We start from the raw sequence: 25,524 nt of genomic DNA, 5'->3' as shown, positions 1-25,524 counted from the left end.
GGAATGACGATTCATGACGCCTCCCGTTCGGGTTGTTCCGGCGCAATGGAGGGCAGCGACGTCACCCCCGCACTGCGGCGCGACTGCACCAGTTCGTGCAGCAACGCGTCGAAGTCGTGGGCGACCTGTTCCGGGCGCAGGTTGGCCACTGCCAGGCGGGTCGCCATGCGCATCGCGCCGCGGCTGAGGTCGTCGTTGGCGATGCGCGTGCAGGCGGCGATGAAGGCGGCCTGGTCGCCGTCGGCGATGGCTGCGCCGTGGATGCCGTCGCGCAGGTATTCGCGCGCGGCGCCGTAGTCGAAGGCAACCGTCGGCACGCCACTGGCAAGCGCTTCCAGGGTGACGTTGCCGAAGGTCTCGCTCAGGCTCGGGAACACGAACAGGTCGCCGCTGGCGAAGTGGCGGGCCAGGTCATCGCCGCGTTGCACGCCGCAGAAGATGAAATCGGGATTGTCCTGCTCGAGCTTCGCCCGCGCCGGGCCGTCGCCGACCCAGACGAAGCGGGCTTCCGGCCGCGCGCGCTGCAGCGAGCGGAACGCACGCACTGCCAGGTCGAGGTTCTTTTCCGCGGCGATGCGGCCGACGTAGATCGCAGCGAAGCCGTTGTCGCCCAGGCCCCACTGCGCGCGCAGGCTGAAGTCGCGGCGTTGCGGATCGAACTGCACGGTGTCGACCGCGCGCGGCAGGCGCACCACGTTGTCGAAATGGCGCGACTGCAGGAACTCGGCCAGTTCGCGGGTCGGCACCAGGGTCGCGTCGGCGCTGTTGTGGAACCTGCGCATCCAGCGCAGCGCGGTCTGGGCGAGGAAGGCCACGCCGTAGTCGCGCATGTATTCGTCGAAGCGCGTATGGAAGCCCGTCGCCGCAGGAATCCCGAGTCGCCGCGCCGCCCGCAATGCCGACCAGCCCAATGGACCCTCGGTGGCGACGTAGATGGCGTCGGGGCGCACCGCCTGCCAGGTCTCGCGCAACCGGCGCGTGGCCGGGAAGCCGACGCGCAGCCCAGGATAGCGGGGCAGCGGTGCGCCGGGCACCAGTAGTTCGTGAACCGTCGCCGCGTCGTCGTCGCCCTGCCGCGGCCGGACCACGTGGACGTCGTGGCCGCGTGCGCGCAGACCCTGTTCCAGCCCCTGCACGGTCAGGGCGACGCCGTTGACCTCGGGCGGGTAGGTTTCGCTGACGATCGCATAACGCATGCGTGGCTCCCGGTTTGCGCAAGGGTGGGCCCGCGCGGTGAAACCGGGATGGCAGGACGGTGACGCGGCGATGACGGCACCGATGAAAACGGTTACCCGGGTCTTTGCCGGTGCGTGCATGGCCGGGTTGCGCCGTACGTCGCGGCGGCGTTAACAAACCAACCCATAAAATGAATGGTTAACTGTCACCCAAACCTGAGGAGAGCGCGTGCAACGACGCGAAGTGCTGTTGGCCGGAGTGTCCTGGCCCCTGTTGTCGCTGCTCTCCGTCGCCGGTTCGCGCGCGATGGCCGCGCCTGCGGCGGCGACGCCGTTCGATGCCGACACCGTCGCTTCGCTGGCGCGCGCGCTGGCGGCCAGGCCATTCGTCCCGCAGGGCAAGCAGTTGCCGGCGTCGCTGGAGAAGATCGGCTACGACCAGTACCGCGGCATCCGCTTCAATCCGGCGCAGGCGTTGTGGCGCGGGCAATCGCTGCCGTTCCAGGCGCAGTTCTTCCACCGTGGCTTCTTCTTTCGCGACCGCGTCGATATCTACGCCGTGGCCGGCGGAACCGCCACGCCGGTGGTCTATCGGCCCGAACAGTTCACCTTCGACGGCACCGCCGCACCGAAGGAGACCGACCTGGGCTACGCCGGCTTCCGCCTGCATTCGCCGATCAACCGCCCGGAATACTTCGACGAGATCTGCGCCTTCCTCGGCGCGAGCTACTTCCGCGCCGTGGCCAAGGGGCAGGCCTATGGCTTGTCCGCCCGCGGCCTGGCGCTCAAGACCGGCGCGCCGGCGGGCGAGGAGTTCCCGGTGTTCCGCAGCTTCTGGCTGGAGCAGCCGGCGCCCGGCGCCGACCATGCCGTGGTGCATGCATTGCTCGACAGCCCCAGCGTTGCCGGCGCTTACCGGTTCGTGATCCGCCCTGGCGCGGAGACCGTCTTCGACGTATCCGTGCGCCTGTTCCCGCGCGTGGCGCTGGACCAGGTCGGCATCGCGCCGCTGACCAGCATGTTCCAGTTCGATTCCAACGATCGCGTCGGAATCGACGATTACCGGCCGGCCGTGCACGACTCCGATGGCCTGGCCCTGGTCAACGGCAAGGGCGAGCAGGTCTGGCGACCGCTGCAGAACCCCTCGGTGCTGCAGGAGAGTGCGTTCGAAGACGTCAATCCGCGCGGTTTCGGCCTGATGCAGCGCAAGCGCGCATTCGCCGACTACGCCGACAGCGAAGCCCATTACGAGAAGCGACCGAGCCTGTGGATCGAGCCGCAGGGCGAGTGGGGCGCCGGCGCGGTGCACCTGTTCGAACTGCCGACGGCCGATGAGTTCCACGACAACATCGTCGGATTCTGGCGTCCCGCCCAGGCACTGGCTGCGGGCAAGGAGCACCGTTTCGACTACCGCATGCACTGGTGCGACCAGCACGCCTGGTTGCCGCAGCTGGCGACGGTCACGCGCACCCGTATCGGCGCCGCGGCCGCCGCCGAGGCCGATGCCAAGCGGGGCGCACGCCTGGTCGTGATCGATTTCGCCGGTGGACGCCTGCAGGGACTGGCTGATGGGGCACTCGTGCGTGCCGACGTCACGACGAACAAGGGCAAGGTCGCCCACGTCACCGCCCACCCCAATCCCGGCGCCGACGGCTGGCGACTGGCCTTCGAACTGCAGCCTGGCGCTGAGCGCAGCATCGAGCTTCGCGCAGTGCTAGGCGATCAGTCCGGCCCGCTCACCGAGACCTGGCTGTACCGGTGGACTGCGTGAACGGCGTGATCATCACACCCGACACCGCCAGCACCGGCGCGCCCGCGCCGTCGCCCTGGCTGCCGGTGGAAACGCCGGTATCCATGCCGGTGCAGACCCTGCGCAAGGGGAAGCTGTCCAATCGGCAGCTGCCGACCACGCCCGGGGCGATGGCCTGGCGACGCGCGCTGGTCATCGGTGGCGCCGGCTTGCTGACCCTGGTCGCCGCCTATCAGATCTGGTGGGTGCTGCGCGGCAGCGGAACCGACGTCCTGGAAGGTCTGTTGCTGGTCCTGTTCGTGGCGCTGTTCGCATGGATCGCCCAGGCCTTCGTCAGTGCGCTGGCGGGCTTCACGCTGATCCTCACGCGAAAGGGCGGCCGCCTCGGCCTGACCCGCCAGGGAGAGCTGCCGATACTCGCCTCGCGCACCGCGCTGCTGATGCCGACCTACAACGAAGAGCCCGAGCGGCTGCTCGCAGGCCTGCAGGCGATCTACGAATCGCTGCAGGAGACCGGGCAGCTCGCGCAGTTCGATTTCTTCGTCCTCAGCGACACGACCAACGCCGACATCCGCGCCGCCGAAGAGCGCGCCTTCACCCGCCTGCGCGAACGCACCGGCGGACACGGGCGGCTGTTCTACCGCCACCGTCCGGACAATCGCGAACGCAAGGCCGGCAACATCGCCGAGTGGGTACGCCGCTTCGGTGGCGGCTACCCGCAGATGCTGATCCTCGACGCCGACAGCCTCATGACCGGCGAGACCATCGTCCGCCTCGCCGGTGCGATGGAAGGCCACGCCGATGTCGCGCTGATCCAGACGCTGCCGATGATCGTCAACGGCAACACGCTGTTCGCGCGCATGCAGCAGTTCGCCGGGCGCGTGTACGGGCCGGTCATCGCCCACGGCATCGCCTGGTGGCACGGCGCCGAGAGCAATTACTGGGGCCACAACGCGATCATCCGCACGCAGGCCTTCGCCGACCAGGGCGGCCTGCCGGAGTTGCGCGGCATCAAGCCCTTCCGTGGCACCGTGCTCAGCCACGACTTCGTCGAGGCCGCATTGTTGCGGCGTGGTGGCTGGGCGCTGCACATGGTGCCGGGCCTGGGCGGCAGCTACGAAGAAGGTCCGCCGTCGCTGACCGACATGCTCGTGCGCGACCGCCGTTGGTGCCAGGGCAACCTGCAGCACAGCGCGGTATTGCCGGCCAGGGGCCTGCACTGGGTCAGCCGCTGGCACCTGATGATGGGCATCGGCCATTACTTCACGTCGCCGATGTGGGCGATGCTGATGCTGATCGGCCTGGCCATTCCGTTGCAGCACGCCGGGCTGGCCTGGGACAGCCTGCAGCTGCCGGGCTTCTCGCCGACCGCCTACTGGCACGACCAGGACCCGGAGCGCTTCGTCTGGGTGTTCTTCCTGACCATGGCGGTGCTGCTGGCGCCCAAGTTCATGGGCTACCTGACGCTGTTCTTCGACCGCGACACGCGCCGCGGTTGCGGTGGTGCGGTCCGTGCCTTCCTGAGCATGATCCTGGAGACGCTGCTGGCCGCGCTGATGGCGCCGGTGACGATGTACGTGCAATCGCGCGGCGTCGCCGAAGTGCTGGCGGGCAAGGACTCGGGCTGGGACGCGCAGCGCCGCGACGACGGCACGCTGCCGTGGTCCGGGCTGGTGCGCAGCTACGCGGGCGTGACGATCCTGGGCGCGGTGGCCGGCTGGATGGCCTTCATGGTCTCGCCCTCGCTGGCGGCATGGATGGCGCCGGTGATCGCCGGGCTGCTGCTGTCGATCCCGATTGTCGCGTTGACCTCGACGCGCGCCGCGGGATTGTTCCTGCGCCGCATCGGCATCTTCTCGATCCCCGAGGAGCACACGCCGCCGAAGGTGCTGGTGCGCGCGGCGAAGTTGCGCGAAGCGCTGCACAAGTAGCGCGCCGCACAAGGTGCAATCGACCGTATATCGTCCCGGCGAACGCCGGGACGGGCAGCGGCGTCAGATCGCTTCCAGTTTCAGCACGACCCCCAGACCGGCCATGTCGTGCGGCTCGCCTTCCAGGTCGGCACGCACCAGCGGGCGCATGTCGATCCAGCGGCGCGACAGGCCAATGGTCAGCGCGTTGCCGTCGGCGCGCGCGTCGAGCTGCGGGATCGGGTCGGCCTCGTGGGCGCGATGCAACAGCACGGCCAGGCGCAGCAACGCGGCGATGCGGCGGGCCGACGTGAGCAGGCGGTCGGGCAGGGCATCGAAGGCCGACTTGGGAATGCCACGGCGATGGGTGCGCACCAGCGCCGCCAGGAACTGCTGCTGCTGGCGCGAGAAGCCGGCGATGTCGGAATTCTCCACGACGTAGGCGCCGTGCACGTGGTATTGGCTGTGCGCGATGGCCAGGCCGAGTTCGTGCAGGCGCGCGGCGCGCTGCAGCATCAGGCGGTCGTCGGCATCGAGCTGCCACGCCTGCGCGATCTGTTCCAACAGGCGCATGGCGGTGGCCTCCACGCGGCGTGCCTGGCCGTCGTCGATGCCATAGCGCTGCATGAGTGCGGCGACGGCTGCGTCGCGCGGATCGTCCACGCCGCCGCGGCCGAGCATGTCGTACAGCACGCCCTCGCGCATGGCCGCCTTGCTGACCGCCATGCGCTTGAGTCCGAGCGCATCGAAGGCGGCCTCCAGGATCAGCACGCCACCGGCGATCACCGGGCGGCGCTCGGACGACAGCCCGGGCAGTTCGATCGCGTCGATGCGATCGGCCTGCAGCAGGCGATCGCGCAGCACCGGCAGCGCTTCGGCGGTGACCGCGCCCTTGGTGAGCTTCATTGCCGCGCAGATGTCGCCGATCGCCTTGTTGGTGCCCGACGAGCCCAGCGCTTCATCCCAGCCCAGCGCCCGGTAGGTGCCGGCGAACTGCTGGAACTCGGCGGTGACCTCGGTCAGCGCGTCGCGCCATTTCTTCTTCGACAGCTTGCCGTTCTCGAAGAAGCGGCGGGTGGTGGCGATGCAGCCGACCTGCAGGCTTTCGCGCTCGATCGCCTCGAAGCCGGAGCCGATGATGCATTCGGTCGAGCCGCCGCCGATGTCGATCACCAGGCGCAGCTCGCCGGGCTTGGAGGGCTGCGCGTGGGCGACGCCAAGGTAGATCAGGCGCGCCTCTTCGCGGCCGGCGACGACTTCGATGGCGTGCCCGAGCGCGGCTTCGGCCGGCATCAGGAATGCCTGCGGCACCGCCAGGCGGCGCACGGTATTGGTGGCGATGGCGCGGACGCGTTGCGGCGGGATGTCGCGCACGCGCTGACCGAAACGGGCCAGGCAATCCAGGGCGCGCTGGCGCACTTCCGGCGACAGGCCGCCGCGGCGGTCCAGGCCCTCGGCCATGCGCACGGTCTCGCGCAGGCGGTCGACGATGCGCAGCTGGCCGAGCACGTAGCGCGCGACCACCATGTGGAAACTGTTCGAGCCCATGTCGACGGCGGCCAGCAGGTCGCCGTCGGCGAGCGGCAGTTTGCTGGTGGGGAAGGCGTCGCTCATCGGCACATGATCCCCGTTAAGGCACCGCCGCGTCCATCCTTGCGCGGATGGACGGCGTCATGGACGTTGTTCAGGCCGAGATCTTGGCCATCAACCAGGCCTGCGCCGAGTGGGCCGGAGCGCCCTCGGCCGGCGTCACGCGCACGTACTCGCCATCGGTCTGCAGCTCCCAGGCGTTGACGTTGTCGTCCAGGTAGTTCTGCAGCGCCTCTTCGTAGACGCGCGTGGCCAGGTCGGGCGACAGCACCGGAAAGCCGGTCTCGATCCGCCGCAGCAGGTTGCGCTCGAGCCAGTCGGCGCTGGAGCAGAACAGGTCCGGGGCACCGTCGTTGGCGAACCAGTACACGCGGTGGTGCTCGAGGAAGCGCCCGACGATCGAGCGCACCCGGATGTTCTCCGAGATGCCGGGCATGCCCGGGCGCACCGTGCAGGCGCCGCGCACGATCAGGTCGATCTGCACGCCGGCCTGCGAGGCCAGGTACAGCGCCCGCACCACTTGCGGTTCGTTGAGGGCGTTCATCTTGGCGATGATCCGCGCCGGCTTGCCGGCCTTGGCGTGCCGGGTCTCGCGATCGATGCGCTTGAGCACGCCGGCATGCAGGGTGAAGGGCGATTGCAGCAGACGCTTGAGCTTGATGGTGGGGGCCAGCCCGGACAACTGCTGGAAGATCATGTGGACGTCGGCGCCGATGTCGGGATCGGCGGTGATCAGGCCGAAGTCGGTGTAACCGCGCGCGGTGCCGCTGTGGTAATTGCCGGTACCCATGTGCGTGTAGCGGCGCAGCTTGCGACCCTCGCGACGCACGATCAGCATCATCTTGGCGTGGGTCTTGTAGCCGACCACGCCATACACGACCTGCACGCCGGCATCCTGCAGGCGGTCGGCGAGGCCGAGGTTGGCCTCCTCGTCGAAACGCGCGCGCAACTCGACCACGACGGTGACGTCCTTGCCGTTGCGTGCCGCCTGCACCAGGCTGTCGACGATCATCGAGTCCTTGCCGGTGCGGTACAGGGTCTGCTTGATCGCCAGCACGTTGGGGTCTTCCGACGCCTGCCGCAGCAGCTCCAGCACCGGCGTGAACGCCTCGAACGGGTGGTGCAGCAGCACGTCGCCTTCGGACACCTTGTCGAACATCGCCTCCACGCCGGACAACTGCCGTGGCTGGAACGGCGGGAACTTCAGTTCCGGGCGCTGCACCAGGTCGTACACCTGGATGACGCGGTTTAGGTTGACCGGGCCGTTGATGCGGTAGACGGCGTTCTCGGTGAGGTCGAAGTTCTCCAGCAGGGTGCGCACGATGTCGTCCGGGCACTGCTCGGCGATCTCCAGCCGCACCGCGCGCAGGTAGCCGCGGCCGACCAGTTCGTCGCGCAATGCCAGCGCCAGGTTCTCGACCTCGTCCTCGTCGACGATCAGCTCGGAATTGCGGGTGACGCGGAACTGGTACGCGCCCTTGACCTGCATGCCCGGGAACATCTCGTCGACGAAGGCCGACAGCACCGCCGACAGGAACACGAAGTCGTGCTTGCCGCCGCCGACTTCCTCGGGGATCTGGATGATGCGCGGCAGCGAGCGCGGCGCGCGCACGATCGCCAGGTGGCCTTCGCGGCCGAACGCGTCCTTGCCCTTGAGCACGACGACGATATTGAGCGATTTGTTGAGGATCTTCGGGAACGGATGGGCCGGGTCCAGGCCCAGCGGCGACAGCACCGGCATGATCTCGTCGCGGAAGTACTCACGCAGCCAGCGTGCCTGGTTCTCGTCCCAGGCATCGCGGCCGAGCACGCGCACGCCACCGTCCCACAGCGCCGGGCGCAGGACGTTGTTCCAGCACTCGTATTGCGACTGCACCAGTTGCGCGGCGCGGTCGTGGATGCGCGCCAGCACCGTCGCCGGCGACAGGCCGTCGGCGCCGGTGGCGATGCCCAGGTCCTGGGCGTGGCGCAGCGTGCCGGCGCGGATCTCGAAGAACTCGTCGAGGTTGGTGCAGGAGATGCACAGGTACTTCAGGCGCTCCAGCAGCGGCACCGAGGTGTCCTGCGCCTGGGCCAGCACGCGGAAGTTGAAGTCCAGCTGCGACAGCTCGCGGTTGAAGTACAGGCCAGGGTCGCGAAGCGGATCGGATTCGAGCGGGGTTTCGACTGCGGCGTTCATGGCAATGCCTCGAAGGACAGCGCGAGGTCTTCGCGCGGGCGCACGCGTTCGGCGCCGAAATGACAGGAGAACGTACTACCGCGACCGACTTCGCTGCTGATCTCCAGCCGTGCCTGGTGCAGGTTCAGCACGTGCTTGACGATCGACAGCCCCAGGCCGGTGCCACCGCTTTCGCGCGAACGGCTGGTGGAGACGCGGTAGAAGCGCTCGGTGATGCGCGGCAGGTGCGCGGCCGGTATGCCGTAGCCGCTGTCGACCACTTCCAGCACCGCGCCGCCCTTGCCCTCCGGGCGGGTTCCCTCTGGGCGAAACCGGATGCGGATGGTGCCGCCGGCCGGGGTATAGCGGATCGCATTGCCGACCAGGTTCGAGAATGCGCTGTGCAGCTCCTTGTTTGAACCCCACAGGTCGACCACCGCCGCGTCCTCGACCACGATCTCGTGGCGGCCCTGGCTCAGCGCGACCGCTTCGCGTCGCAGCGTCGTCAGCATCGGCGACATCGCCACGATTTCCTCGGCCGGCAGGCTGTCCTGCGATTCCAGGCGGGAGAGCATCAGCAGGTCTTCGACCAGCTGGGTCATGCGCTGCGACTGGCGCTGCATCTCGGCCAGCATCGGCGCCCAGTCCGGGTGTTCGGCCGGGTCGAGCATGTCGAGGTAGCCGTGCACCACCGTCAGCGGCGTGCGCAGCTCATGCGAGACGTTGGCGACGAAGTCGCGGCGCATCTGCTCCAGCTGCAGCAGGCGGCTGACATCGCGCGCGACCAGCAGCCACAGGTCGTCGGAGTAGGGGATCAGGCGCAGGCTCAGCGTCGCCGCCGGATTCCACGGCGATGCCACTTCCAGGGTTTCGGCGTTGCGTCCGGAAGCGAGCCAGTGCGAAAGCTGCAACGGCTGCAGGCGCTCGGCGATGGGGCCGCCGATGTCGCGCGGGTACTTCAACTGCAGCAGCCCGATGGCGGCCTCGTTGAACCACTGGATGCGCTGGCTGTTGCGCTCGACCACCACTATTGCGTCAGGCAGCGCCGCCGCTGCGGCGCGGTAGGCGCGCAGCATGTCGATCAGGCGCTTCTTGCGTCCGCGCATTTCCGACTGGCTGCGATGAAGCAGGCGGTCGAGCTCGTTCCAGATGCCTTCGCCCAGCGGAGCCGTCAGGCGCTGGCGCGCGGTCAGGCGCACCAGCACGCTGCGCAGGCGCCAGTAGTGCCAGGCGACCACGCCCAGGGCGGCGAGGGTGATGACGGGCCAGGGCTGACCGATCGCGACGCCAACCACGGCGGCGGCGGCCAGGATCAGGGCGAGTTGGCCGAGGGTGCGGAACCAGGCGGAGCGGGCGCGGGGCGGCATGGCCGTCGATCAACTATCCATGGGTGTGGGTGCTGCTTCCTGAGCGTAGCGAGCGGCCTGCCTGGCCGCCAGCATGCGGCCCTGCGAATGGTCACTGCGTCGCGAATGAAGGTCGGTCGGGAGGCCGCTGGCAACGCCAGCCCGCCGGCCGCGCCCGGTCAGTGCCGGCCGCGACGGCTTCATGCCGCCAGCGAGGCGGAGAAGCGGTAGCCGGCGCCGCGCACGGTCTGCACCATGCCGTCGAGACGATGCGGTTCCAGGGTCTTGCGCAGGCGCCGGATGTGCACGTCGACGGTGCGCTCCTCGACGTAGACGCTACCGCCCCAGACATGGTCGAGCAGCTGGGTGCGGGTGTAGACGCGCTCGGGGTGGGTCATGAAGAAGTGCAGCAGGCGGTATTCGGTCGGGCCGATCTGCACCGGCTGGTCGCTACCGTCGGCGGCGGCGAACACGCGGTGCGCGGCGCCATCGATGCGCAGCGGACCGACGCCGACGCTGCCGTCCTCGTCGTCCTCGCGCGAGCGGCGCAGCACGGCGCGGATGCGGGCCAGCAGCTCGCGCGCCGAGAAGGGCTTGACCACGTAGTCGTCGACGCCGGCCTCGAGGCCGCCGACGCGGTCGTTCTCCTCGCCACGCGCGGTCAACATGATGATGGGGATCTCGCGGGTGAGCTGTTCCTTGCGCCAGCGCCGCGCCAGGTCCAGGCCGCTGGTGCCGGGCAGCATCCAGTCGAGCAGGATCAGATCGGGGACGCGGTCGGCGATGGCGGCCTGCGCCTCGCGGGCATCGCCGGCGTGAACGGGTTCGTATTCGCCTTTGCGCAGGGCGAAGGACACCATGTCGCGGATGGCGGGTTCGTCTTCGACAATCAGGATGCGCTTCTGCACACGGTCACCGGGGGAAAGACTGAAGGGGCCCGAACGGAGGTCCGAACGGAAGAGCCCCGAACGGGAGGGGCCTGGGAAGCCGCGTCAGTACACTACCGTTTTGTGACGATGCCATGACATGGTCATCGTGCAGGGTGCCTGCCAGGCCTGGAGGAGCTCCAGAGACGACCGCCGCACCTTACTGCCGACGCAGATCCTCGTCGCGGACACCCTGGCGCTTGAGTTCGAGCACGGTCGGGGTGATCGCGGCGATGCGCGCCTCGATCCGGGCGCGGGCGTAGTAGTCCAGGTCGCCGCGGCGCTTGAGGGTATTGAGCTGCACCAGGGCCTGTTCCGGCCGGCCATTCAGATAGGCCGCTTCGGCGTAGGCCTCGCCGGCCCGGATAGGGTCGCCGGCGATCTCGCAGGCGCGGGCGAAGATGCGCTGGAAGATCGCGTCGTCACCCGAGTTGCCCAGCAGCGGACGCAACACCGCCTGCGCGCGCTTGCCGGCGGTGGGGGTGTTGCGCTCGGACAGCACCTCGGCATAGGTCAGCACCACGGCGCGGTTATTGGGCGTCTGCCGCAGCAGGCCCTCGAAGCGGGCGTCGGCCGCGGCTGCCTTGCCGCTGCGCGCTTCGGCTTCGCCCATGGCCAGGGTCAGCCACATGTCGCCCGGATGTTCCTGCAACAACTCGCCGAACGTGGTCGCCGCGGCGCTGGCCTGGTCGCCGCGGAGGCGGGCCAGCGCCTGGCCATAGCGTTGCGCTTCGGTGAGCTTCTTGCCGCCGGTGAGGCGCTCGTACTCGCGCAGCGCATCGGCGGGAGTGTCGGCGCTGAGCACGCGCAGGCGCTCGCGGGCGTATTCGAAGCGTCCGGTGCCACCGCTCTGGGCGGCGGCGCCAAGCTGCGCGCTCACGCCCAGGTTCGGCGGCAGCAGCGGGTTGTTGCTGCCATCGAGCGAGTACTGCGGCTGCGCGGTGCTCTCGCTGCGGCATTGCGGCGGACCGTCGGGATCGCGCACGCAGACCTCGGCGATGCCGCCCTGCTCGCGCTTGATCCGCGCGGCGCGCTCCTTCGCCTCGGTGATGCGGGTGATCGTGACCGGGTGCGTCATCAGCCAGTCCGGCGATTCGCCCCAGTAGTTGGCGCCATTACTGCGCGAGCGCGCCTGCAGCGTGGTGAAGAAATCCGCCATCGCTTCCGGGTCGTAGTGGCTGCGGGCGAGGGTCTGGATGCCGAGGCGGTCGGCCTCGGACTCGTTGGAGCGGGTGTAGTCGATCTGGCGCTGCTGCATCAGGCCCATGGCGCTGGCCATGGCCGCCTGTGCGGCGTCGTCGTCGGAATTGCCGCCGGCGGCCTGGGCGGCGACGATCGCGCCGAGCATGGCCAGCAGGATCGGCAACTGGTCGCGCTGGGCGCGCTCGGCGCCGCGCAGCACGTGCTGCTGGGTCACGTGGGCGATTTCGTGCGACATCACGCCGGCAACCTCGTCCTCGCGCTCGGCCGCCAGCACCAGGCCGGAGTTGACGCCGACGTAGCCGCCCAGGGTGGCGAAGGCGTTGATCTGGCGCTCGCGCAGCATGAAGAAGGTGAACGGCTGGCGCGGCTTGTCGCTGTTGGCCGCAAGGCGGGTGCCGAGGGTGTCGAGCCAGCTGTCGATCAGCGGGTCTTCGAGGAGGAAGTCGTAGTGGCGAAGCTGCGCCAGCATCATCGCGCCGTATGCCTCCTGCTGCCGCGGGGTCAGCAGCTCGCCTGCCGACGAGCCGATGTCCGGCAGGTTGGCTTCCTGCGCCGGCGCGCAAAGGCTGGCGATGGCGAGGGTGAGGGCGGCGGTTAGCAGGGCGATGCGACGCAAGCGGGAGGTCCCTCGAAAATGTCGCCCTTGCACGGCTGTGTTCCGTGCATGGACTGGAAATGAACCCGGGGCAGGCCCATATTCGACCACAGCCGCATTGGCGAGTTCATGCAGGAGAGATCGTTTTGAGCAGCACCGCGCCCGCCGCGCCGGGAACCAGCAGTCCCACCGCGCCCGAGATCACCATCTATACCACCGCGATCTGCCCCTATTGCGTCGCGGCAAAGAATTTCCTCAAGAGCAAAGGCCAGAGCTGGACCGAGGTCCGGATCGACCTGGACCCCGGCCAGCGCGAGCTGATGCTCAGCCGCGCCCGCCGCACCAGCGTGCCGCAGATCTTCATCGGCGACACCCACGTGGGCGGCTACGACGACATGATCGCCCTGCATCGTGCGGGCGGCCTGGAACCCCTGCTGGCAGGTGGCGCATGAGCGATTCGACCGACAAGACCGAGGGCGACCGCGTCGCCGAGTTCACCGCGTTCCGCAAGCGGATGAACGAGAGGATCCTCGCCGAGCCCAACCAGGTCGTGCGGCGCTTCTTCGCGCTCGACACCCAGACCTACCAGGCGGGCGCGCTGGATGTGAAGACCAAGGAGCTGCTCGGCCTGGTGGCGTCGATGGTGCTGCGCTGCGACGACTGCATCAGCTACCACGTGGCCCAGTGCAAGGAAGCCGGGGTCAACCGCGACGAGATGTTCGAGGCATTCTCGGTCGGCCTGGTGGTCGGCGGCTCGATCGTGATCCCGCACATGCGCCGGGCGGTCGACTTCCTCGACAGGCTGGAGCAGGGCGAGGCCGCCGTGCCCGAAGGCCACGACCACGGCTGAGGCTGGGTCGGGCTGTGCCCGTTGTGGCGGCCTGGTCCGCCACCGGCGCCCGGGTCGCGTTCCAAAACCGCCTTGAACCACTGTGAAAGCGGTTCAGACGAAAGTCCGAGGCGCCCGGTCCTGCAGGACCGGGCGGCTTCCGGCATAATTCCGGGGCTAACCATCCGGCGCCGTACCCTCCGCAGGGCGCCCATCAGCCTGGAAGAAATCCCCTATGACGCAGACCATCACGGTCATCCGTGGCGACGGTATCGGCCCGGAAATCATGGACGCCACCCTGCACGTGCTCGACACGATGGATGTCGGACTGCAGTACGAGTTCGCCGACGCCGGCCTGGTCGCGCTCGAGAAGCACGGTGAGCTGCTGCCGCAGGCCACCATGGACTCGATCCGCAAGAACCGGATCGCCCTGAAGAGCCCGCTGACCACGCCGGTCGGCGAGGGCTTCAGCTCGATCAATGTCGAGCTGCGCAAGCGTTTCGACCTGTACGCCAACGTGCGTCCGGCCAAGTCGTTCCCGAACACCAAGTCGCGTTTCCCGGACGGTGTCGATCTGGTCACGGTCCGCGAGAACACCGAGGGTGCGTACATCGGTGAGGGGCAGACGCTGTCGGAAGATGGCGAAGTCGCCATGCTGACGCAGAAGATCACCCGCCGCGGTTCCGAGCGCATCGTGCGCTATGCCTTCGAGCTGGCCCGCAAGACCGGTCGCAAGAAGGTCACGGTCGTGCACAAGGCCAACATCCTCAAGTCGACTTCGGGCCTGTTCCTCAAGACGGCGCGTGCGGTGGCGACGGAGTATCCGGACATCGAGTGCAACGAGATGATCGTGGACAACACCTGCATGCAGCTGGTGATGCGTCCGGAGCAGTTCGACATCATCGTCACCACCAATCTGTTCGGCGACATCATTTCCGATCTGTGCGCCGGTCTGGTCGGCGGCCTCGGCCTGGCGCCGGGCGCCAACATCGGCACCGATGCGGCAATCTTCGAGGCGGTGCACGGCACCGCGCCGGACATCGCGGGGCAGGGCAAGGCCAATCCGTGCGCGCTGCTGCTGGGCGCGGCGCAGATGCTCGACCACATCGGCCAGCCGGAGAAGGCCAACCGCCTGCGCGCGGCGATCATCGCCACGCTCGAGGCCAAGGACTCGCTGACCCCGGACCTGGGCGGCAGTGGCAACACGATGTCCTTCGCCAAGGCGATCGCCGGCCGCATCTGAGCTGCAGTGGTTTGATTCGAAACGGGGCGCCCATGTGGCGCCCCGTTTTCGTTTGGGCGCCCGCGTTCTGGGCGGGACCACCCATGCGCAGCCACCGTTCCGCCCATGCACTCGACAGCGACCTTGCTGCACTGCAAAATCCGCGGGATTACTAATCCATCCGGATAGAAAGATGAACGAATCGGTCCGCCCGAGCGCCCTGGCGCTGGCGCCGCTCCTGTTGTTCCTGGCGCTGTTCTTCGGTGCGGGCCTGTACTACACGACGCACGGCGAGGCGATGGGCTTCTATCAGCTGCGGGCGCCGGTGGCGATCCTGCCGGCGCTGGCGCTGGCGGCATTCATCGCGTGGCGTCGTGGCCTGAAGCCGCTGGAGACGCTGCTGTCGGGCATGGGCGACCAGAACGTCGTGCTGATGTGCCTGATCTTCCTGCTCGCCGGCGGCTTCGTCGAAGTCTCCAAGGCGATCGGTGCGGTCGATGCGATCGTCGCGCTCGGCATCGGCCATGTGCATCCGGCGTTGCTGCTGCCGGGCCTGTTCGTCGTCGCCGGCTTCATCTCTCTGTCGCTGGGCACCTCGATGGGCACGATTGCCGCCGTCGCGCCCATCGCGCTCGGGGTGTCCGACGCATCCGGGCTCGATCGCGCGCTGGTGCTCGGCGCCGTGATCGGCGGCGCCACGTTCGGCGACAACCTTTCGGTGATTTCAGACACCGCCATCGTCGCCAGCCGCACCCAGGGTTGCAGCATGCGCGACAAGTTCCGCGAGAACCTGAAGCTGGCGCTGCCGGCCGCGGTCCTGACCGTCATCGTGCTGGGCTTGGTCGCCGAGACCGCACCCGTGCAGCCGCTCGATCCGGTCACGCCGTGGCTGATCGTGCCGTACCTGGTCGTGCTCGGGCTGGCGCTGGCCGGCGTCGACGTGATCATCGTGCTCAGCCTGGGGCTGGTGATTGCCGGTGGGTTCGGCGCGGTCTTCTCCGACGAGTTCAGTGTCGCGTCGTACTCCACCCATATCTGGGAGGGGTTCGAAAGCATGATCGAAATCACCCTGCTGTCGCTGCTGGTCGGCGGGCTGGGTGCGTTGATGAAAGCCACCGGTGGGCTGAGCTGGCTGGCGCAGGTGATCGGGCGTTTCGCGCGTGGACATCGCAGTCGCCGTGCCGGCGAAATCAGCATCGCCGCGCTGTCGGCGACGACCGATGTGTTTACCGCCAACAACACCGTCGCGATCCTGATCAGCGGCGGTCTGGCGCGGGACATCGCCCAGCAGCACGGGGTGCCGCCAGCGCGCGCGGCCAGCGTTCTCGACATTTTCGCCTGTGTCACCCAGGGCGTGCTGCCCTATGGCGCACAGATCCTGCTGGCCGCGTCGCTGGGCGCGGTGTCGCCCCTGGCGCTGGCAGGCAGCGTCCACTACAGCTGGCTGCTGGGCGCGATCACGGTGATCGCGATGCTGTGGCCGCAGCGCAAGGCGGCGGGCGAGCCGCTGGATGCGGCTGGCCACCAGGGCGGCGCGGCGGCGAAGCGGCAATAAAAAAGGGCGCGGAAATCCGCGCCCTTTTTCGTTGCAATGGTTGAATCAGTTGCGCGATTGCAGCTTCGACAGCAGGCGCAGGAACTCGACGTACAGCCACACCAGCGTGACCATCAGCCCGAACGCGCCGTACCACTCCATGTACTTGGGAGCGTTCTGTTCGACGCCGGTTTCGATGAAGTCGAAGTCCAGCACCAGGTTCATCGCCGCGATGACCACCACGAAGAGGCTGAAGCCGATGCCGATCAATCCCGATTCGTGGATGAAGGGCGCCTTGATGCCGAACATGCCCAGGCCCATCGTCACCAGGTAGAGCAGGGCGATGCCGCCGGTGGCGGCGGCGACGCCGAGCTTGAAGTTCTCGGTCGCCTTGATCAGGCCCGAACGGTAGGCGAAGAGCAGTGCGAACAGCGTGCCGATGGTCAGCATGACCGCCTGCAGGACGATGCCCTGGTAAAGGTGGTTGTACATGGCCGAGATCGCGCCCAGGAAGAAGCCTTCGACCAGGGCGTACAGCGGCGCCGTCACCGGCGACCATTCCTTCTTGAACACGGTGACGAGCGCCAGCACCAGGCCGGCGATCGCGCCACCCCAGACATACGGGCCAGCGCCAACGACGCCGTCAGCGGTGAAGCTGACCTGGCTCCAGGCAAAAGTCGCGGTGATCACGCACAGCAGCAACAGCAGACCGGTCTTGTTGACCGTGCCGGCCAGCGTCATGGCGTCGCCGTCGCGGCGCACCACCGTGCCGCTGGCGAGGTCCAGAAAGGTGGAGTCCTTGAGTGCCGGATTGCCGCTGCGCATGCATGTGCCCCTGGTTCGAGTCGGTGGAATGTGAACGGGGCAAGCATACATGCCGGACGAGGTGCGCCGTGCCGGCGTGTTCGCGGTGATGCGTCGTTGACACGGCGACGTCATCCGCCCAAACTAGCCGGCCTTTCGCGGCGTTGGCGCGCAACGGAAGTCCGGGACCGGGGTATAGCTCAGCCTGGTAGAGCGCCAGCTTTGGGAGCTGGATGTCGTGGGTTCGAATCCCTCTGCCCCGACCATCCGCCAGGTGCTCGACAAGGATCAGTGATGATCCGGGACGGAGCAGGAAGGTGCTGCCGAGTGCCAGTTTCGAGTGTCAGTTAAGATGCGACGCTGGCGCCCGTAGCTCAACCGGATAGAGCACCGGCCTTCTAAGCCGGTGGTTGTGGGTTCGAGTCCCGCCGGGCGCGCCACAAAGTGCGAAAATAGTGCGTAAAACAAGCTTTATGGTGGCTGTAGCTCAGTTGGTTAGAGTACTGGATTGTGATTCCAGATGTCGGGGGTTCGAGTCCCCTCAGCCACCCCATCTTGTTGGCGAGTCATATTGGCGAAGTGGATTTTTGTTGATATGATTTCGCACCTGGTTGTTCCGGGCCGTTAGCTCAGTTGGTAGAGCAGTTGACTCTTAATCAATAGGTCCAAGGTTCGAATCCTTGACGGCCCACCAATCCCGGAAAAGCACCTGGCAACCCCAGGTGCTTTTTTCTTTTCCGGTGCCCGAATCTGGTTTTCCGGCCTAGAATGCGCCGCGCAGTGGCCTCGTCCCTGCACCCGGCAATGCGAAAGTGGCGGAATTGGTAGACGCCCTGGATTTAGGTTCCAGTGCCGCAAGGCGTGCGGGTTCGAGTCCCGCCTTTCGCACCAGCCTGCCGTACCGGCAGGCTGCCATTGCAATTGAGCGAGCGCTCGCGAGTAGCGCCCTCAACCAGCCCGGCTGTTGCCGGGCCAGGCTGCCATTGCAATTGAGCGAGCGCTCGCGAGTGGTCACCCCAACGGCCCGGGCTGCCGCATCCCCGGTGGCCTCGCTCCGCCGATTCCGGCCCCCCACACCAACCCTCTTCCTGAATCGCCGCCCACGCTGGCACCGCGGCCCGTAATCGGCGAAACTATTCCGTTCCGCTGGCCGGCGGGCTCGTTTTCCGCTGCGGCCGCGGTCGGACAGGATCATCAACATCGTGCCGTGGCAGGTCGCCGCGGTGGCAGGAGTGGATATGCAAGTTTCGGTCGAATCGCTCGGCAACCTCGAACGTCGCATGACTTTCAGCCTCCCGGCGGATCGCCTGGAAGCTGTGGTCGGCGGTCGCCTGCGCGAGATCTCGCGCGGCGCAAAGATCAAGGGTTTCCGCCCCGGCAAGATCCCCGCAAAGGTGATCGAGCAGCGCTTCGGCGCCCAGGTTCGCGCCGAGGTCCTCGACGGGCTGCTGCGTGAAGGCTTCACCAATGCCGTGCGCGAGCAGTCGCTGCAGATCGCCGGCAACCCGCAGATCGTCCCGGCCACGGGCGAAGAGCTGGCCTACGTCGCCACCTTCGAAGTGGTGCCGGACTTCGGCGACATCGACGTCGCCAAGCTCAACGTGGTCCGCCACACCGCGGAAGTCAGCGACGTCGACATCGACGCGATGATCGAAAACCTGCGCCTGCAGCGCCGCAGCTGGAATGCCGTCGAGCGCGAAGCCGCCGTCGGCGACGCGGTTGAGATCGAGACCTGGTCGCAGGTGGGCGATGAGCGCCTGCCGGCCGAGGGCGTCGAGCGTGGCGCCACGATCATCGGTTCGGCCGCCATGTTCCCGGCGATCGAGTCGGCCCTGGTCGGCCTGAAGACCGGCGAGGAAAAGGTTGCCGAAGTCGAGTTCCCGAGCGACTGGCGCGTGCCGCAGTTCGCCGGCCGTACCGTCCAGGTGCACCTGAAGGCGACCAAGGTCTCCGAGCCGGTCCTGCCGGACGTGGACGCCGCCTTCATCAAGAGCTTCGGCGTGCGCAGCGGCGACGCCGAGCAGTTCCGCGCCGACATCCGCAGCAACCTGGAGCGCGAGCTCAAGGGCGCGCTGATGACCCGCCTGCGTCGCGAAGTCGGCGAGCAGCTCATCGCTGCCTACACCCACGTCGAGATGCCGCCGAAGCTGGTCGAGGGCGAGGCCCGCGACATGGCCCGCCAGACCATCGAGACCGCCCGCCGCCAGGGCCGCGCCATCGGCGAGATCCCGGCCGACGCGCACATGGGCTTCATGGACGCCGCGCGCAAGCGCGTGCTGGTCGGCCTGCTGGTCGGCGAGATCGCCCGCCGCAACGAGCTGCGCCTGGAATCCAAGCGCGTCACCGAGACCTTGCAGCTGATTGCCTCGACCTACGAGGAACCGCAGCAGGTGATCGAGCTGTACCGCAACGACGCCCAGCTGATGTCGGGCCTGCAGGCCCGCGTGATGGAAGAGCAGGTGATCGACTGGATCGCCGAGCGCGCCCAGCACAACGAGCAGCCGCTGTCGTTCAACGAAGCGATCCGCCAGTAACCGCTTCGTCCGGCACCGCGGCGGCTTCGCCGTCGCGGTCCGGAGCGATCTGCGTACGTGCCCCTTGCGCTCCGGTCCGGTTGGCCCCAATTTGACCGTATTACGCTTCCAAGCGCCCAATTCCAGACCCAAGGTGCCGTCGATTCCATGGACAACCTGACCCGAGCTTTGAACCTCGTCCCGATGGTGGTCGAACAGACCAGCCGAGGCGAGCGCGCCTACGACATCTACTCGCGCCTGCTCAAGGAGCGCGTGATCTTCCTGGTCGGCGGCGTCGACGACCACGTCGCCAACGTGATCGTGGCGCAGATGCTGTTCCTCGAGGCCGAGAACCCCGAGAAGGACATCAGCCTGTACATCAACTCGCCCGGCGGCGTGGTCACCGCCGGCATGGCGATCTACGACACCATGCAGTACATCAAGCCGGACGTGAGCACCATCTGCGTCGGCCAGGCCGCTTCGATGGGCGCGCTGCTGCTGGCCGCAGGCGCCAAGGGCAAGCGCTATGCGCTGCCGAACTCGCGCGTGATGATCCACCAGCCGCTGGGCGGATTCCAGGGCCAGGCGACGGACATCGACATCCACGCCCGCGAGATCCTGACCCTGCGCCAGCGCCTCAACGAGATCCTCGCCAAGCACACCGGCCAGGCCCTTGAGACGATCGCGCGCGACACCGAGCGCGACAACTTCAAGAGCGCCGAGGCCGCCCGTGAGTACGGCCTGATCGACCAGGTGCTGGAGCGGCGCCCGGATGACTCCATCCAGACGACCTGAGACAGCCCTCTGAGTCCGTCCAGGTCCTTGATCCAGCAACCATTTCGGCCAACGAGCCGGCCCGCGAAGCGGGCCGGATCGCTGTGTTATTCTCGGGCCGTAGCACCTGAACACGTCCAGGCTTGGACGGGTTCTGACACGAGCACCACCAAAAGCACCACTTGGGCACAAGCATGAGCGACGACCGACAGGGCCGCAGCACCGGCGACAGCAACAAGATTCTCTATTGCTCGTTCTGCGGGAAGAGCCAGCACGAGGTCCGCAAACTGATTGCGGGCCCGAGCGTGTTCATCTGCGACGAGTGCGTCGAGCTGTGCAACGACATCATCCGCGAGGAACTCGAGGAAAAGGCGCAGTCGGCCCGCAGCCACTTGCCCAAGCCGCGCGAGATCCTCGAGGTGCTCGACCAGTACGTGATCGGCCAGACGCGCGCCAAGCGCACGCTCGCGGTCGCCGTGTACAACCATTACAAGCGCATCGAGAGCCGTCAGAAGAACGACGACGTCGAGCTCGCCAAGTCCAACATCCTGCTGGTCGGTCCGACCGGTTCGGGCAAGACGCTGCTGGCCGAAACGCTGGCGCGCCTGCTCAACGTGCCGTTCACGATCGCCGATGCGACCACGCTCACCGAAGCCGGCTATGTCGGCGAGGACGTGGAAAACATCATCCAGAAGCTGCTGCAGAAGTGCGACTACGACGTCGAGAAGGCGCAGCAGGGCATCGTCTACATCGACGAGATCGACAAGATCTCGCGCAAGAGCGACAACCCGTCGATCACCCGCGACGTGTCCGGCGAAGGCGTGCAGCAGGCGCTGCTGAAGCTGATCGAAGGCACCGTGGCCAGCGTGCCGCCGCAGGGCGGTCGCAAGCACCCGCAGCAGGAATTCCTGCAGGTCGACACGCGCAACATCCTGTTCGTCGTCGGTGGCGCGTTTGCAGGCCTGGACAAGATCATCCAGCAGCGCAGCACCGAGGCCGGCGGCATCGGCTTCGGCGCCAAGGTCAAGAGCAGTGAGCGCAAGTCCGACATCGGCAAGCTGCTGGCCGACGTCGAGCCGGAAGACCTGATCAAGTTCGGCCTGATCCCCGAGTTCGTTGGCCGCCTGCCGGTGGTCGCGACCCTGGAGGAACTCGACGAGCCGGCGCTGGTGAAGATCCTGACCGAGCCGAAGAACGCCATCACCAAGCAGTTCAAGAAGCTGTTCGACATGGAAGGCGTGGAGCTGGAGTTCCGCCCGGATGCCCTGGCCGCGATCGCCCGCAAGGCGCTCAAGCGCAAGACCGGTGCCCGTGGCCTGCGCACCATCGTCGAGTCGGTCCTGCTCGACACCATGTACGAGCTGCCGTCGCTGGAGAACGTCAGCAAGGTCGTGGTCGACGAGTCGGTAATCGACCACAAGACCGAGCCGTACCTGATCTACCAGACCCCGCCGCCGGCGGCGCCGAAGGTCGCTTCCGCCGACTGAGCGCACGGCCCCTGAGGGGGCCATTCAGGTTCCTCCCGGCCGCTCGGCCGGGAGCTGTGGCCGATGCCCGCAGAATGCGGCTAATTGGCTGATTCATAAGGATTAATTGTGACCGGCCCGCAGCTTTCCCTGCGCGCCGCTTGCATCCTTTCGCGCGGACCCCCATAACCGTGGCCATGGGCATTTGAAGCCCACCGATCCCTCGGGCGTCGAGCCCGTCCACGCTTATCCGGAGTCCCCCCTCATGACCGACTCACCAGACCGCGAGACGCTGAGCCTGCCGGTACTGCCGTTGCGCGATGTCGTCGTGTTCCCGCACATGGTGATCCCGCTCTTCGTCGGCCGCGACAAGTCGATCCATGCCCTCGACCAGGCCATGGAAGCCGACAAGCGCATCCTGCTGGTCGCGCAGAAGTCCGCCGAGACCGACGATCCGGGCGCGGCCGATCTCTACCAGATCGGCACGCTGGCCCAGGTGCTGCAACTGCTCAAGCTTCCCGACGGCACGATCAAGGTGCTGGTCGAGGGCGTCTCGCGCGTCAACGTGCATGACGTCGTCGAAAGCGGCGGCGCACTGACCGGCCAGGCCGAAATCGTCGAGCCCGAAAGCGATCGCGAAGAGCGCGAGATCGAAGCGATCGCGCGTTCGCTGATGGGCTTGTTCGAACAGTACGTAAAGACCAACCGCAAGCTGCCGCCGGAGCTGATGCAGACGCTGACCGGCATCGACGAGCCCGGCCGCCTGGCCGACACCATCGCTGCCCATCTGGGCGTGCGCATCGGCGACAAGCAGAAGCTGCTGGAGACGCACGGCATCGGCACGCGCCTTGAATTGCTGGTCGGCCTGGTCGACGGCGAGATCGACGTGCAGCAGCTGGAGAAGCGCATCCGCGGCCGCGTCAAGTCGCAGATGGAGAAGAGCCAGCGCGAGTACTACCTCAACGAGCAGATGAAGGCGATCCAGAAGGAGCTGGGCGAGATCGATGACGCGCCCAACGACATCGACGAGCTGACCCGCAAGATCGCCGAAGCCGGCATGCCCAAGCCGGTGGAAACCAAGGCCAAGGCCGAGCTCAACAAGCTCAAGCAGATGTCGCCGATGTCGGCCGAAGCTGCGGTCGTGCGCAACTATCTCGACTGGCTGCTCGGCGTGCCGTGGAAGAAGCGCAGCAAGATCCGCAAGGACCTCAAGGCCGCGCAGGACGTGCTCGATGCCGACCACTTCGGCCTGGAGAAGGTCAAGGAACGCATCCTCGAGTACCTCGCCGTGCAGTCGCGCGTGAAGCACATGAAGGGCGCGATCCTGTGCCTGGTCGGACCGCCCGGCGTGGGCAAGACCTCGCTCGGCCAGTCGATCGCCAAGGCGACCAACCGCAAGTTCGTGCGCATGTCGCTTGGCGGCGTGCGTGACGAAGCCGAGATCCGTGGCCATCGTCGTACCTACGTCGGTTCGATGCCGGGCCGCATCGTGCAGAACCTCAACAAGATCGGCAGCAAGAACCCGCTGTTCGTGCTCGATGAGATCGACAAGATGTCGATGGACTTCCGTGGCGATCCGTCTTCGGCGCTGCTGGAAGTGCTCGACCCCGAGCAGAACAACGCGTTCAACGATCACTACCTGGAAGTCGACCTCGACCTGTCGGAAGTGATGTTCGTGGCGACGTCGAACTCGCTCAACATTCCCGGCCCGCTCCTCGACCGAATGGAAGTGATCCGGATCCCGGGTTACACCGAGGAAGAGAAGCTCAACATCGCCATGCGTTACCTGATGGCCAAGCAGATCAAGGCCAATGGCCTGAAGCCGGATGAGCTGAAGGTCGCCGAGAGCGCCGTGCGCGACATCGTGCGCTACTACACGCGCGAGTCCGGCGTGCGCAGCCTGGAGCGAGAGATCGCCAAGATCTGCCGCAAGGTGGTCAAGGAAATCGCGCTCGCCGGTCCGAAGGCGAAGAAGGCCAAGGCCACAGCGGTCAACGTCACCTCGAAGAACCTCGACAAGTACCTGGGCGTGCGCCGCTACGACTTCGGACGTGCCGAGGAACAGAACGAGATTGGCCTGGTGACCGGCCTGGCCTGGACCGAAGTGGGCGGTGATCTGTTGCAGATCGAGACGACGCTGGTGCCGGGCAAGGGGCAGTTGCTGCTGACCGGCCAGCTTGGCGACGTCATGAAGGAATCGGCTTCGGCGGCGCTTTCAGTCGTGCGTGCACGCACCGAGCGTCTCGGCATCGACCTGGATTTCCTGCAGAAGCAGGACGTCCACGTCCACGTGCCCGAAGGCGCGACCCCGAAGGACGGCCCCAGCGCAGGCATCGCCATGGCCACGGCCCTGGTGTCGATGCTGACCCGCAACCCGGTCAAGGCCGACGTGGCCATGACCGGCGAGATCACCCTGCGCGGGCGCGTGCTGCCGATTGGCGGCCTGAAGGAGAAGCTGCTGGCGGCACTGCGTGGCGGCATCCGCACCGTGATCATTCCCGATGAAAACCGCAAGGATCTCGTCGACCTGCCCAAGCCGGTGACGCAGGGCATGAAGATCATTCCGGTGAAATGGATCGACGAGGTGCTCGACATCGCTCTGGAACGTCCGCTGGCACCCGTGCCGCCAGCGGGACAGGGTGAGGTACAGGTGCGCGACGGCACCGGCACCATGGCCCAGGCAGACCTCAAACATTGATCAGCGCAACGCGTTGGATCAAGTTCGAGAACGCTGGAAGCCGCGCCACAGCTAGCTTTCAGGCTTGCACCCCTAAAATGCCGCTGGTATAACGGCTGCGTCCGCGCAGAGAGCTGGTGAATTCAGCATCTGCGCGGCACCAGTCGATCGGGCGCATGTCCCGATTATCAGAACATGCGGCAACATCCGCACAGGGAGTCAAAACGAATGAACAAGGCTGAGTTTGTTGGCGCCGTCGCCGAAGCTGCAGAGCTGTCCAAGACCGATGCCGCCAACGCCGTCGACGCAGTGATCAGCGTCGTCACCAAGGCGCTGAAGAAGGGCGACACGGTGACGCTGGTCGGCTTCGGCACGTTCCAGGTCCGCAAGCGCGCCGCCCGCCAGGGCCGCAACCCGAAGACCGGCGAGACGATCAAGATCAAGGCCTCGAAGAATCCTTCGTTCAAGGCTGGCAAGGCGCTCAAGGATGCCGTAAACTAAGCGACTCGCACGCGGGTGCTTAGCTCAGCGGTAGAGCGTCTCCTTTACACGGAGAGGGTCGGGGGTTCGAAACCCTCAGCACCCACCAGATAAGCACCAGGCTGTGAACGTTTTCAAAAGTGCGGAGTGGTAGTTCAGTCGGTTAGAATGCTGGCCTGTCACGCCGGAGGTCGCGGGTTCGAGTCCCGTCCACTCCGCCAGTTTCGCCAAAGGCGCCGGGAACGGCGCCTTTGTTTTCCAAAGGGTAAGGGCAATGGATTTCCGTCTTTGGCGGGTCCAGAGCCGGGCCGCCAAGGCCATGTTTCAAAGCGCGGAGTGGTAGTTCAGTCGGTTAGAATGCTGGCCTGTCACGCCGGAGGTCGCGGGTTCGAGTCCCGTCCACTCCGCCAGTTTTACCTGAGGGCGCCTCTGGCGCCCTTATTTTTTCGAGATGCGCCTGTGGCGCCTTATCTTTTCTGAGACGCGCCTATGGCGCCCTTATTTTTCGTGGTGCGCCTCTGGCGCCCTCATTTTTGAACCGCGCCGGCAACGGCGCGTTTTTTTTGCCTGCG

Annotated in this window: 18 protein-coding genes and 8 tRNA genes; 19 read left to right on the top strand and 7 right to left on the bottom strand. The window is 67.0% G+C overall.

Annotation, left to right across the window (positions count from 1 at the left end):
• Positions 1-11 precede the first annotated feature (11 nt).
• Entirely contained in the window at positions 12-1,196 is a 1,185-nt protein-coding gene (locus AB4Y64_RS03485; protein ID WP_441815028.1) for a glycosyltransferase family 4 protein, read from the bottom strand.
• A 208-nt stretch (positions 1,197-1,404) separates the two neighbouring features.
• Here AB4Y64_RS03485 and AB4Y64_RS03480 point away from each other — a divergent pair, with 208 nt between their 5' ends.
• Both AB4Y64_RS03480 and mdoH read left to right on the top strand, forming a co-directional pair.
• The gene (locus AB4Y64_RS03480; RefSeq protein WP_441815027.1) at positions 1,405-2,946 is read left to right on the top strand and encodes a glucan biosynthesis protein; all 1,542 of its coding nucleotides are present in this window, start codon (positions 1,405-1,407) and stop codon (positions 2,944-2,946) included.
• Positions 2,943-4,856 (top strand): glucans biosynthesis glucosyltransferase MdoH, encoded by a 1,914-nt coding sequence (gene mdoH, locus AB4Y64_RS03475; RefSeq protein WP_441815026.1) that lies wholly within the window; start codon positions 2,943-2,945, stop codon positions 4,854-4,856. The genes AB4Y64_RS03480 and mdoH overlap by 4 nt, the downstream gene beginning before the upstream one ends.
• 63 nt (positions 4,857-4,919) lie before the next feature.
• On the opposite strand, the gene ppx is transcribed toward mdoH, so the two are convergent.
• From ppx to AB4Y64_RS03450, 5 genes are all read right to left on the bottom strand, one after another.
• Positions 4,920-6,449, bottom strand: coding sequence for an exopolyphosphatase (gene ppx / locus AB4Y64_RS03470; RefSeq protein WP_441815025.1), 1,530 nt, complete (start codon positions 6,447-6,449; stop codon positions 4,920-4,922).
• A 70-nt stretch (positions 6,450-6,519) separates the two neighbouring features.
• Complete coding sequence (ppk1, locus tag AB4Y64_RS03465) at positions 6,520-8,604, bottom strand: polyphosphate kinase 1 (RefSeq protein ID WP_441815024.1); 2,085 nt, start codon at positions 8,602-8,604, stop codon at positions 6,520-6,522.
• Positions 8,601-9,950, bottom strand: coding sequence for a phosphate regulon sensor histidine kinase PhoR (phoR, locus tag AB4Y64_RS03460; protein ID WP_441815023.1), 1,350 nt, complete (start codon positions 9,948-9,950; stop codon positions 8,601-8,603). Before phoR ends, ppk1 begins: the two co-directional genes overlap by 4 nt.
• Before the next feature lie 179 nt (positions 9,951-10,129).
• On the bottom strand, positions 10,130-10,837 hold the full coding sequence (phoB, locus tag AB4Y64_RS03455) for a phosphate regulon transcriptional regulator PhoB (protein ID WP_441815022.1): 708 nt from the start codon (positions 10,835-10,837) through the stop codon (positions 10,130-10,132).
• A gap of 178 nt (positions 10,838-11,015) precedes the next feature.
• The gene (locus AB4Y64_RS03450; protein WP_441815021.1) at positions 11,016-12,674 is read right to left on the bottom strand and encodes a M48 family metalloprotease; all 1,659 of its coding nucleotides are present in this window, start codon (positions 12,672-12,674) and stop codon (positions 11,016-11,018) included.
• Positions 12,675-12,799: 125 nt separating this feature from the next.
• Here AB4Y64_RS03450 and grxC point away from each other — a divergent pair, with 125 nt between their 5' ends.
• From grxC to AB4Y64_RS03430, 4 genes are all read left to right on the top strand, one after another.
• Positions 12,800-13,105 (top strand): glutaredoxin 3, encoded by a 306-nt coding sequence (gene grxC, locus AB4Y64_RS03445; protein ID WP_441815020.1) that lies wholly within the window; start codon positions 12,800-12,802, stop codon positions 13,103-13,105.
• Positions 13,102-13,503 (top strand): carboxymuconolactone decarboxylase family protein, encoded by a 402-nt coding sequence (locus AB4Y64_RS03440; RefSeq protein WP_441815019.1) that lies wholly within the window; start codon positions 13,102-13,104, stop codon positions 13,501-13,503. The genes grxC and AB4Y64_RS03440 overlap by 4 nt, the downstream gene beginning before the upstream one ends.
• Positions 13,504-13,717: 214 nt before the next feature.
• Positions 13,718-14,725: an isocitrate dehydrogenase gene (locus AB4Y64_RS03435; RefSeq protein WP_441815018.1), complete on the top strand. Its 1,008-nt coding sequence runs from the start codon at positions 13,718-13,720 to the stop codon at positions 14,723-14,725.
• Positions 14,726-14,897: 172 nt separating this feature from the next.
• The gene (locus AB4Y64_RS03430; protein WP_441815017.1) at positions 14,898-16,259 is read left to right on the top strand and encodes a Na+/H+ antiporter NhaC family protein; all 1,362 of its coding nucleotides are present in this window, start codon (positions 14,898-14,900) and stop codon (positions 16,257-16,259) included.
• A gap of 45 nt (positions 16,260-16,304) precedes the next feature.
• On the opposite strand, the gene AB4Y64_RS03425 is transcribed toward AB4Y64_RS03430, so the two are convergent.
• Positions 16,305-17,063, bottom strand: a complete 759-nt coding sequence (locus AB4Y64_RS03425; protein WP_441815016.1) for a Bax inhibitor-1/YccA family protein — start codon at positions 17,061-17,063, stop codon at positions 16,305-16,307.
• 168 nt (positions 17,064-17,231) lie between these two features.
• Between AB4Y64_RS03425 and AB4Y64_RS03420 the strand changes: the two genes are divergently transcribed.
• From AB4Y64_RS03420 to AB4Y64_RS03360, 13 genes are all read left to right on the top strand, one after another.
• Positions 17,232-17,308: transfer RNA gene (locus AB4Y64_RS03420), tRNA-Pro, on the top strand.
• A 97-nt stretch (positions 17,309-17,405) separates the two neighbouring features.
• Positions 17,406-17,482, top strand: a tRNA-Arg gene (locus AB4Y64_RS03415).
• 36 nt (positions 17,483-17,518) lie between these two features.
• A tRNA-His gene (locus AB4Y64_RS03410) sits at positions 17,519-17,595 on the top strand.
• Positions 17,596-17,660: 65 nt separating this feature from the next.
• A tRNA-Lys gene (locus tag AB4Y64_RS03405) sits at positions 17,661-17,736 on the top strand.
• Positions 17,737-17,848: 112 nt separating this feature from the next.
• Positions 17,849-17,933 (top strand) — tRNA-Leu (locus AB4Y64_RS03400).
• A 347-nt stretch (positions 17,934-18,280) separates the two neighbouring features.
• Positions 18,281-19,576, top strand: a complete 1,296-nt coding sequence (gene tig / locus AB4Y64_RS03395) for a trigger factor (RefSeq protein ID WP_441815015.1) — start codon at positions 18,281-18,283, stop codon at positions 19,574-19,576.
• A 147-nt stretch (positions 19,577-19,723) separates the two neighbouring features.
• Entirely contained in the window at positions 19,724-20,350 is a 627-nt protein-coding gene (clpP, locus tag AB4Y64_RS03390; protein ID WP_441815014.1) for an ATP-dependent Clp endopeptidase proteolytic subunit ClpP, read from the top strand.
• Positions 20,351-20,523: 173 nt separating this feature from the next.
• Positions 20,524-21,816, top strand: a complete 1,293-nt coding sequence (clpX, locus tag AB4Y64_RS03385; protein WP_241919905.1) for an ATP-dependent Clp protease ATP-binding subunit ClpX — start codon at positions 20,524-20,526, stop codon at positions 21,814-21,816.
• Between the two features lie 244 nt (positions 21,817-22,060).
• Entirely contained in the window at positions 22,061-24,493 is a 2,433-nt protein-coding gene (lon, locus tag AB4Y64_RS03380; protein ID WP_441815013.1) for an endopeptidase La, read from the top strand.
• A gap of 207 nt (positions 24,494-24,700) precedes the next feature.
• Positions 24,701-24,973, top strand: coding sequence for an HU family DNA-binding protein (locus AB4Y64_RS03375; RefSeq protein WP_158734067.1), 273 nt, complete (start codon positions 24,701-24,703; stop codon positions 24,971-24,973).
• A 13-nt stretch (positions 24,974-24,986) separates the two neighbouring features.
• A tRNA-Val gene (locus AB4Y64_RS03370) sits at positions 24,987-25,061 on the top strand.
• A 35-nt stretch (positions 25,062-25,096) separates the two neighbouring features.
• Positions 25,097-25,173, top strand: a tRNA-Asp gene (locus AB4Y64_RS03365).
• A gap of 112 nt (positions 25,174-25,285) precedes the next feature.
• A tRNA-Asp gene (locus tag AB4Y64_RS03360) sits at positions 25,286-25,362 on the top strand.
• The last annotated feature ends 162 nt before the right edge of the window (positions 25,363-25,524 follow it).

It is taken from the genome of Lysobacter sp. TAF61, from assembly GCF_052113485.1.
Classification (GTDB): domain Bacteria; phylum Pseudomonadota; class Gammaproteobacteria; order Xanthomonadales; family Xanthomonadaceae; genus Lysobacter_J.
This window is presented reverse-complemented; position numbering and strand designations above follow the sequence as displayed.

Excerpts from the sequence above, each read along its gene's own strand:
- AB4Y64_RS03485 (WP_441815028.1), bottom strand. The coding sequence starts at position 1,196 with ATGCGTTATGCGATCGTCAGCGAAACCTACCCGCCCGAGGTCAACGGC.
- ppx (WP_441815025.1), bottom strand. The coding sequence starts at position 6,449 with ATGAGCGACGCCTTCCCCACCAGCAAACTGCCGCTCGCCGACGGCGAC.
- ppk1 (WP_441815024.1), bottom strand. The coding sequence starts at position 8,604 with ATGAACGCCGCAGTCGAAACCCCGCTCGAATCCGATCCGCTTCGCGAC.
- phoR (WP_441815023.1), bottom strand. The coding sequence starts at position 9,950 with ATGCCGCCCCGCGCCCGCTCCGCCTGGTTCCGCACCCTCGGCCAACTC.
- AB4Y64_RS03440 (WP_441815019.1), top strand. The coding sequence starts at position 13,102 with ATGAGCGATTCGACCGACAAGACCGAGGGCGACCGCGTCGCCGAGTTC.
- AB4Y64_RS03435 (WP_441815018.1), top strand. The coding sequence starts at position 13,718 with ATGACGCAGACCATCACGGTCATCCGTGGCGACGGTATCGGCCCGGAA.
- AB4Y64_RS03430 (WP_441815017.1), top strand. The coding sequence starts at position 14,898 with ATGAACGAATCGGTCCGCCCGAGCGCCCTGGCGCTGGCGCCGCTCCTG.
- AB4Y64_RS03425 (WP_441815016.1), bottom strand. The coding sequence starts at position 17,063 with ATGCGCAGCGGCAATCCGGCACTCAAGGACTCCACCTTTCTGGACCTC.
- tig (WP_441815015.1), top strand. The coding sequence starts at position 18,281 with ATGCAAGTTTCGGTCGAATCGCTCGGCAACCTCGAACGTCGCATGACT.
- clpP (WP_441815014.1), top strand. The coding sequence starts at position 19,724 with ATGGACAACCTGACCCGAGCTTTGAACCTCGTCCCGATGGTGGTCGAA.
- clpX (WP_241919905.1), top strand. The coding sequence starts at position 20,524 with ATGAGCGACGACCGACAGGGCCGCAGCACCGGCGACAGCAACAAGATT.
- lon (WP_441815013.1), top strand. The coding sequence starts at position 22,061 with ATGACCGACTCACCAGACCGCGAGACGCTGAGCCTGCCGGTACTGCCG.
- AB4Y64_RS03375 (WP_158734067.1), top strand. The coding sequence starts at position 24,701 with ATGAACAAGGCTGAGTTTGTTGGCGCCGTCGCCGAAGCTGCAGAGCTG.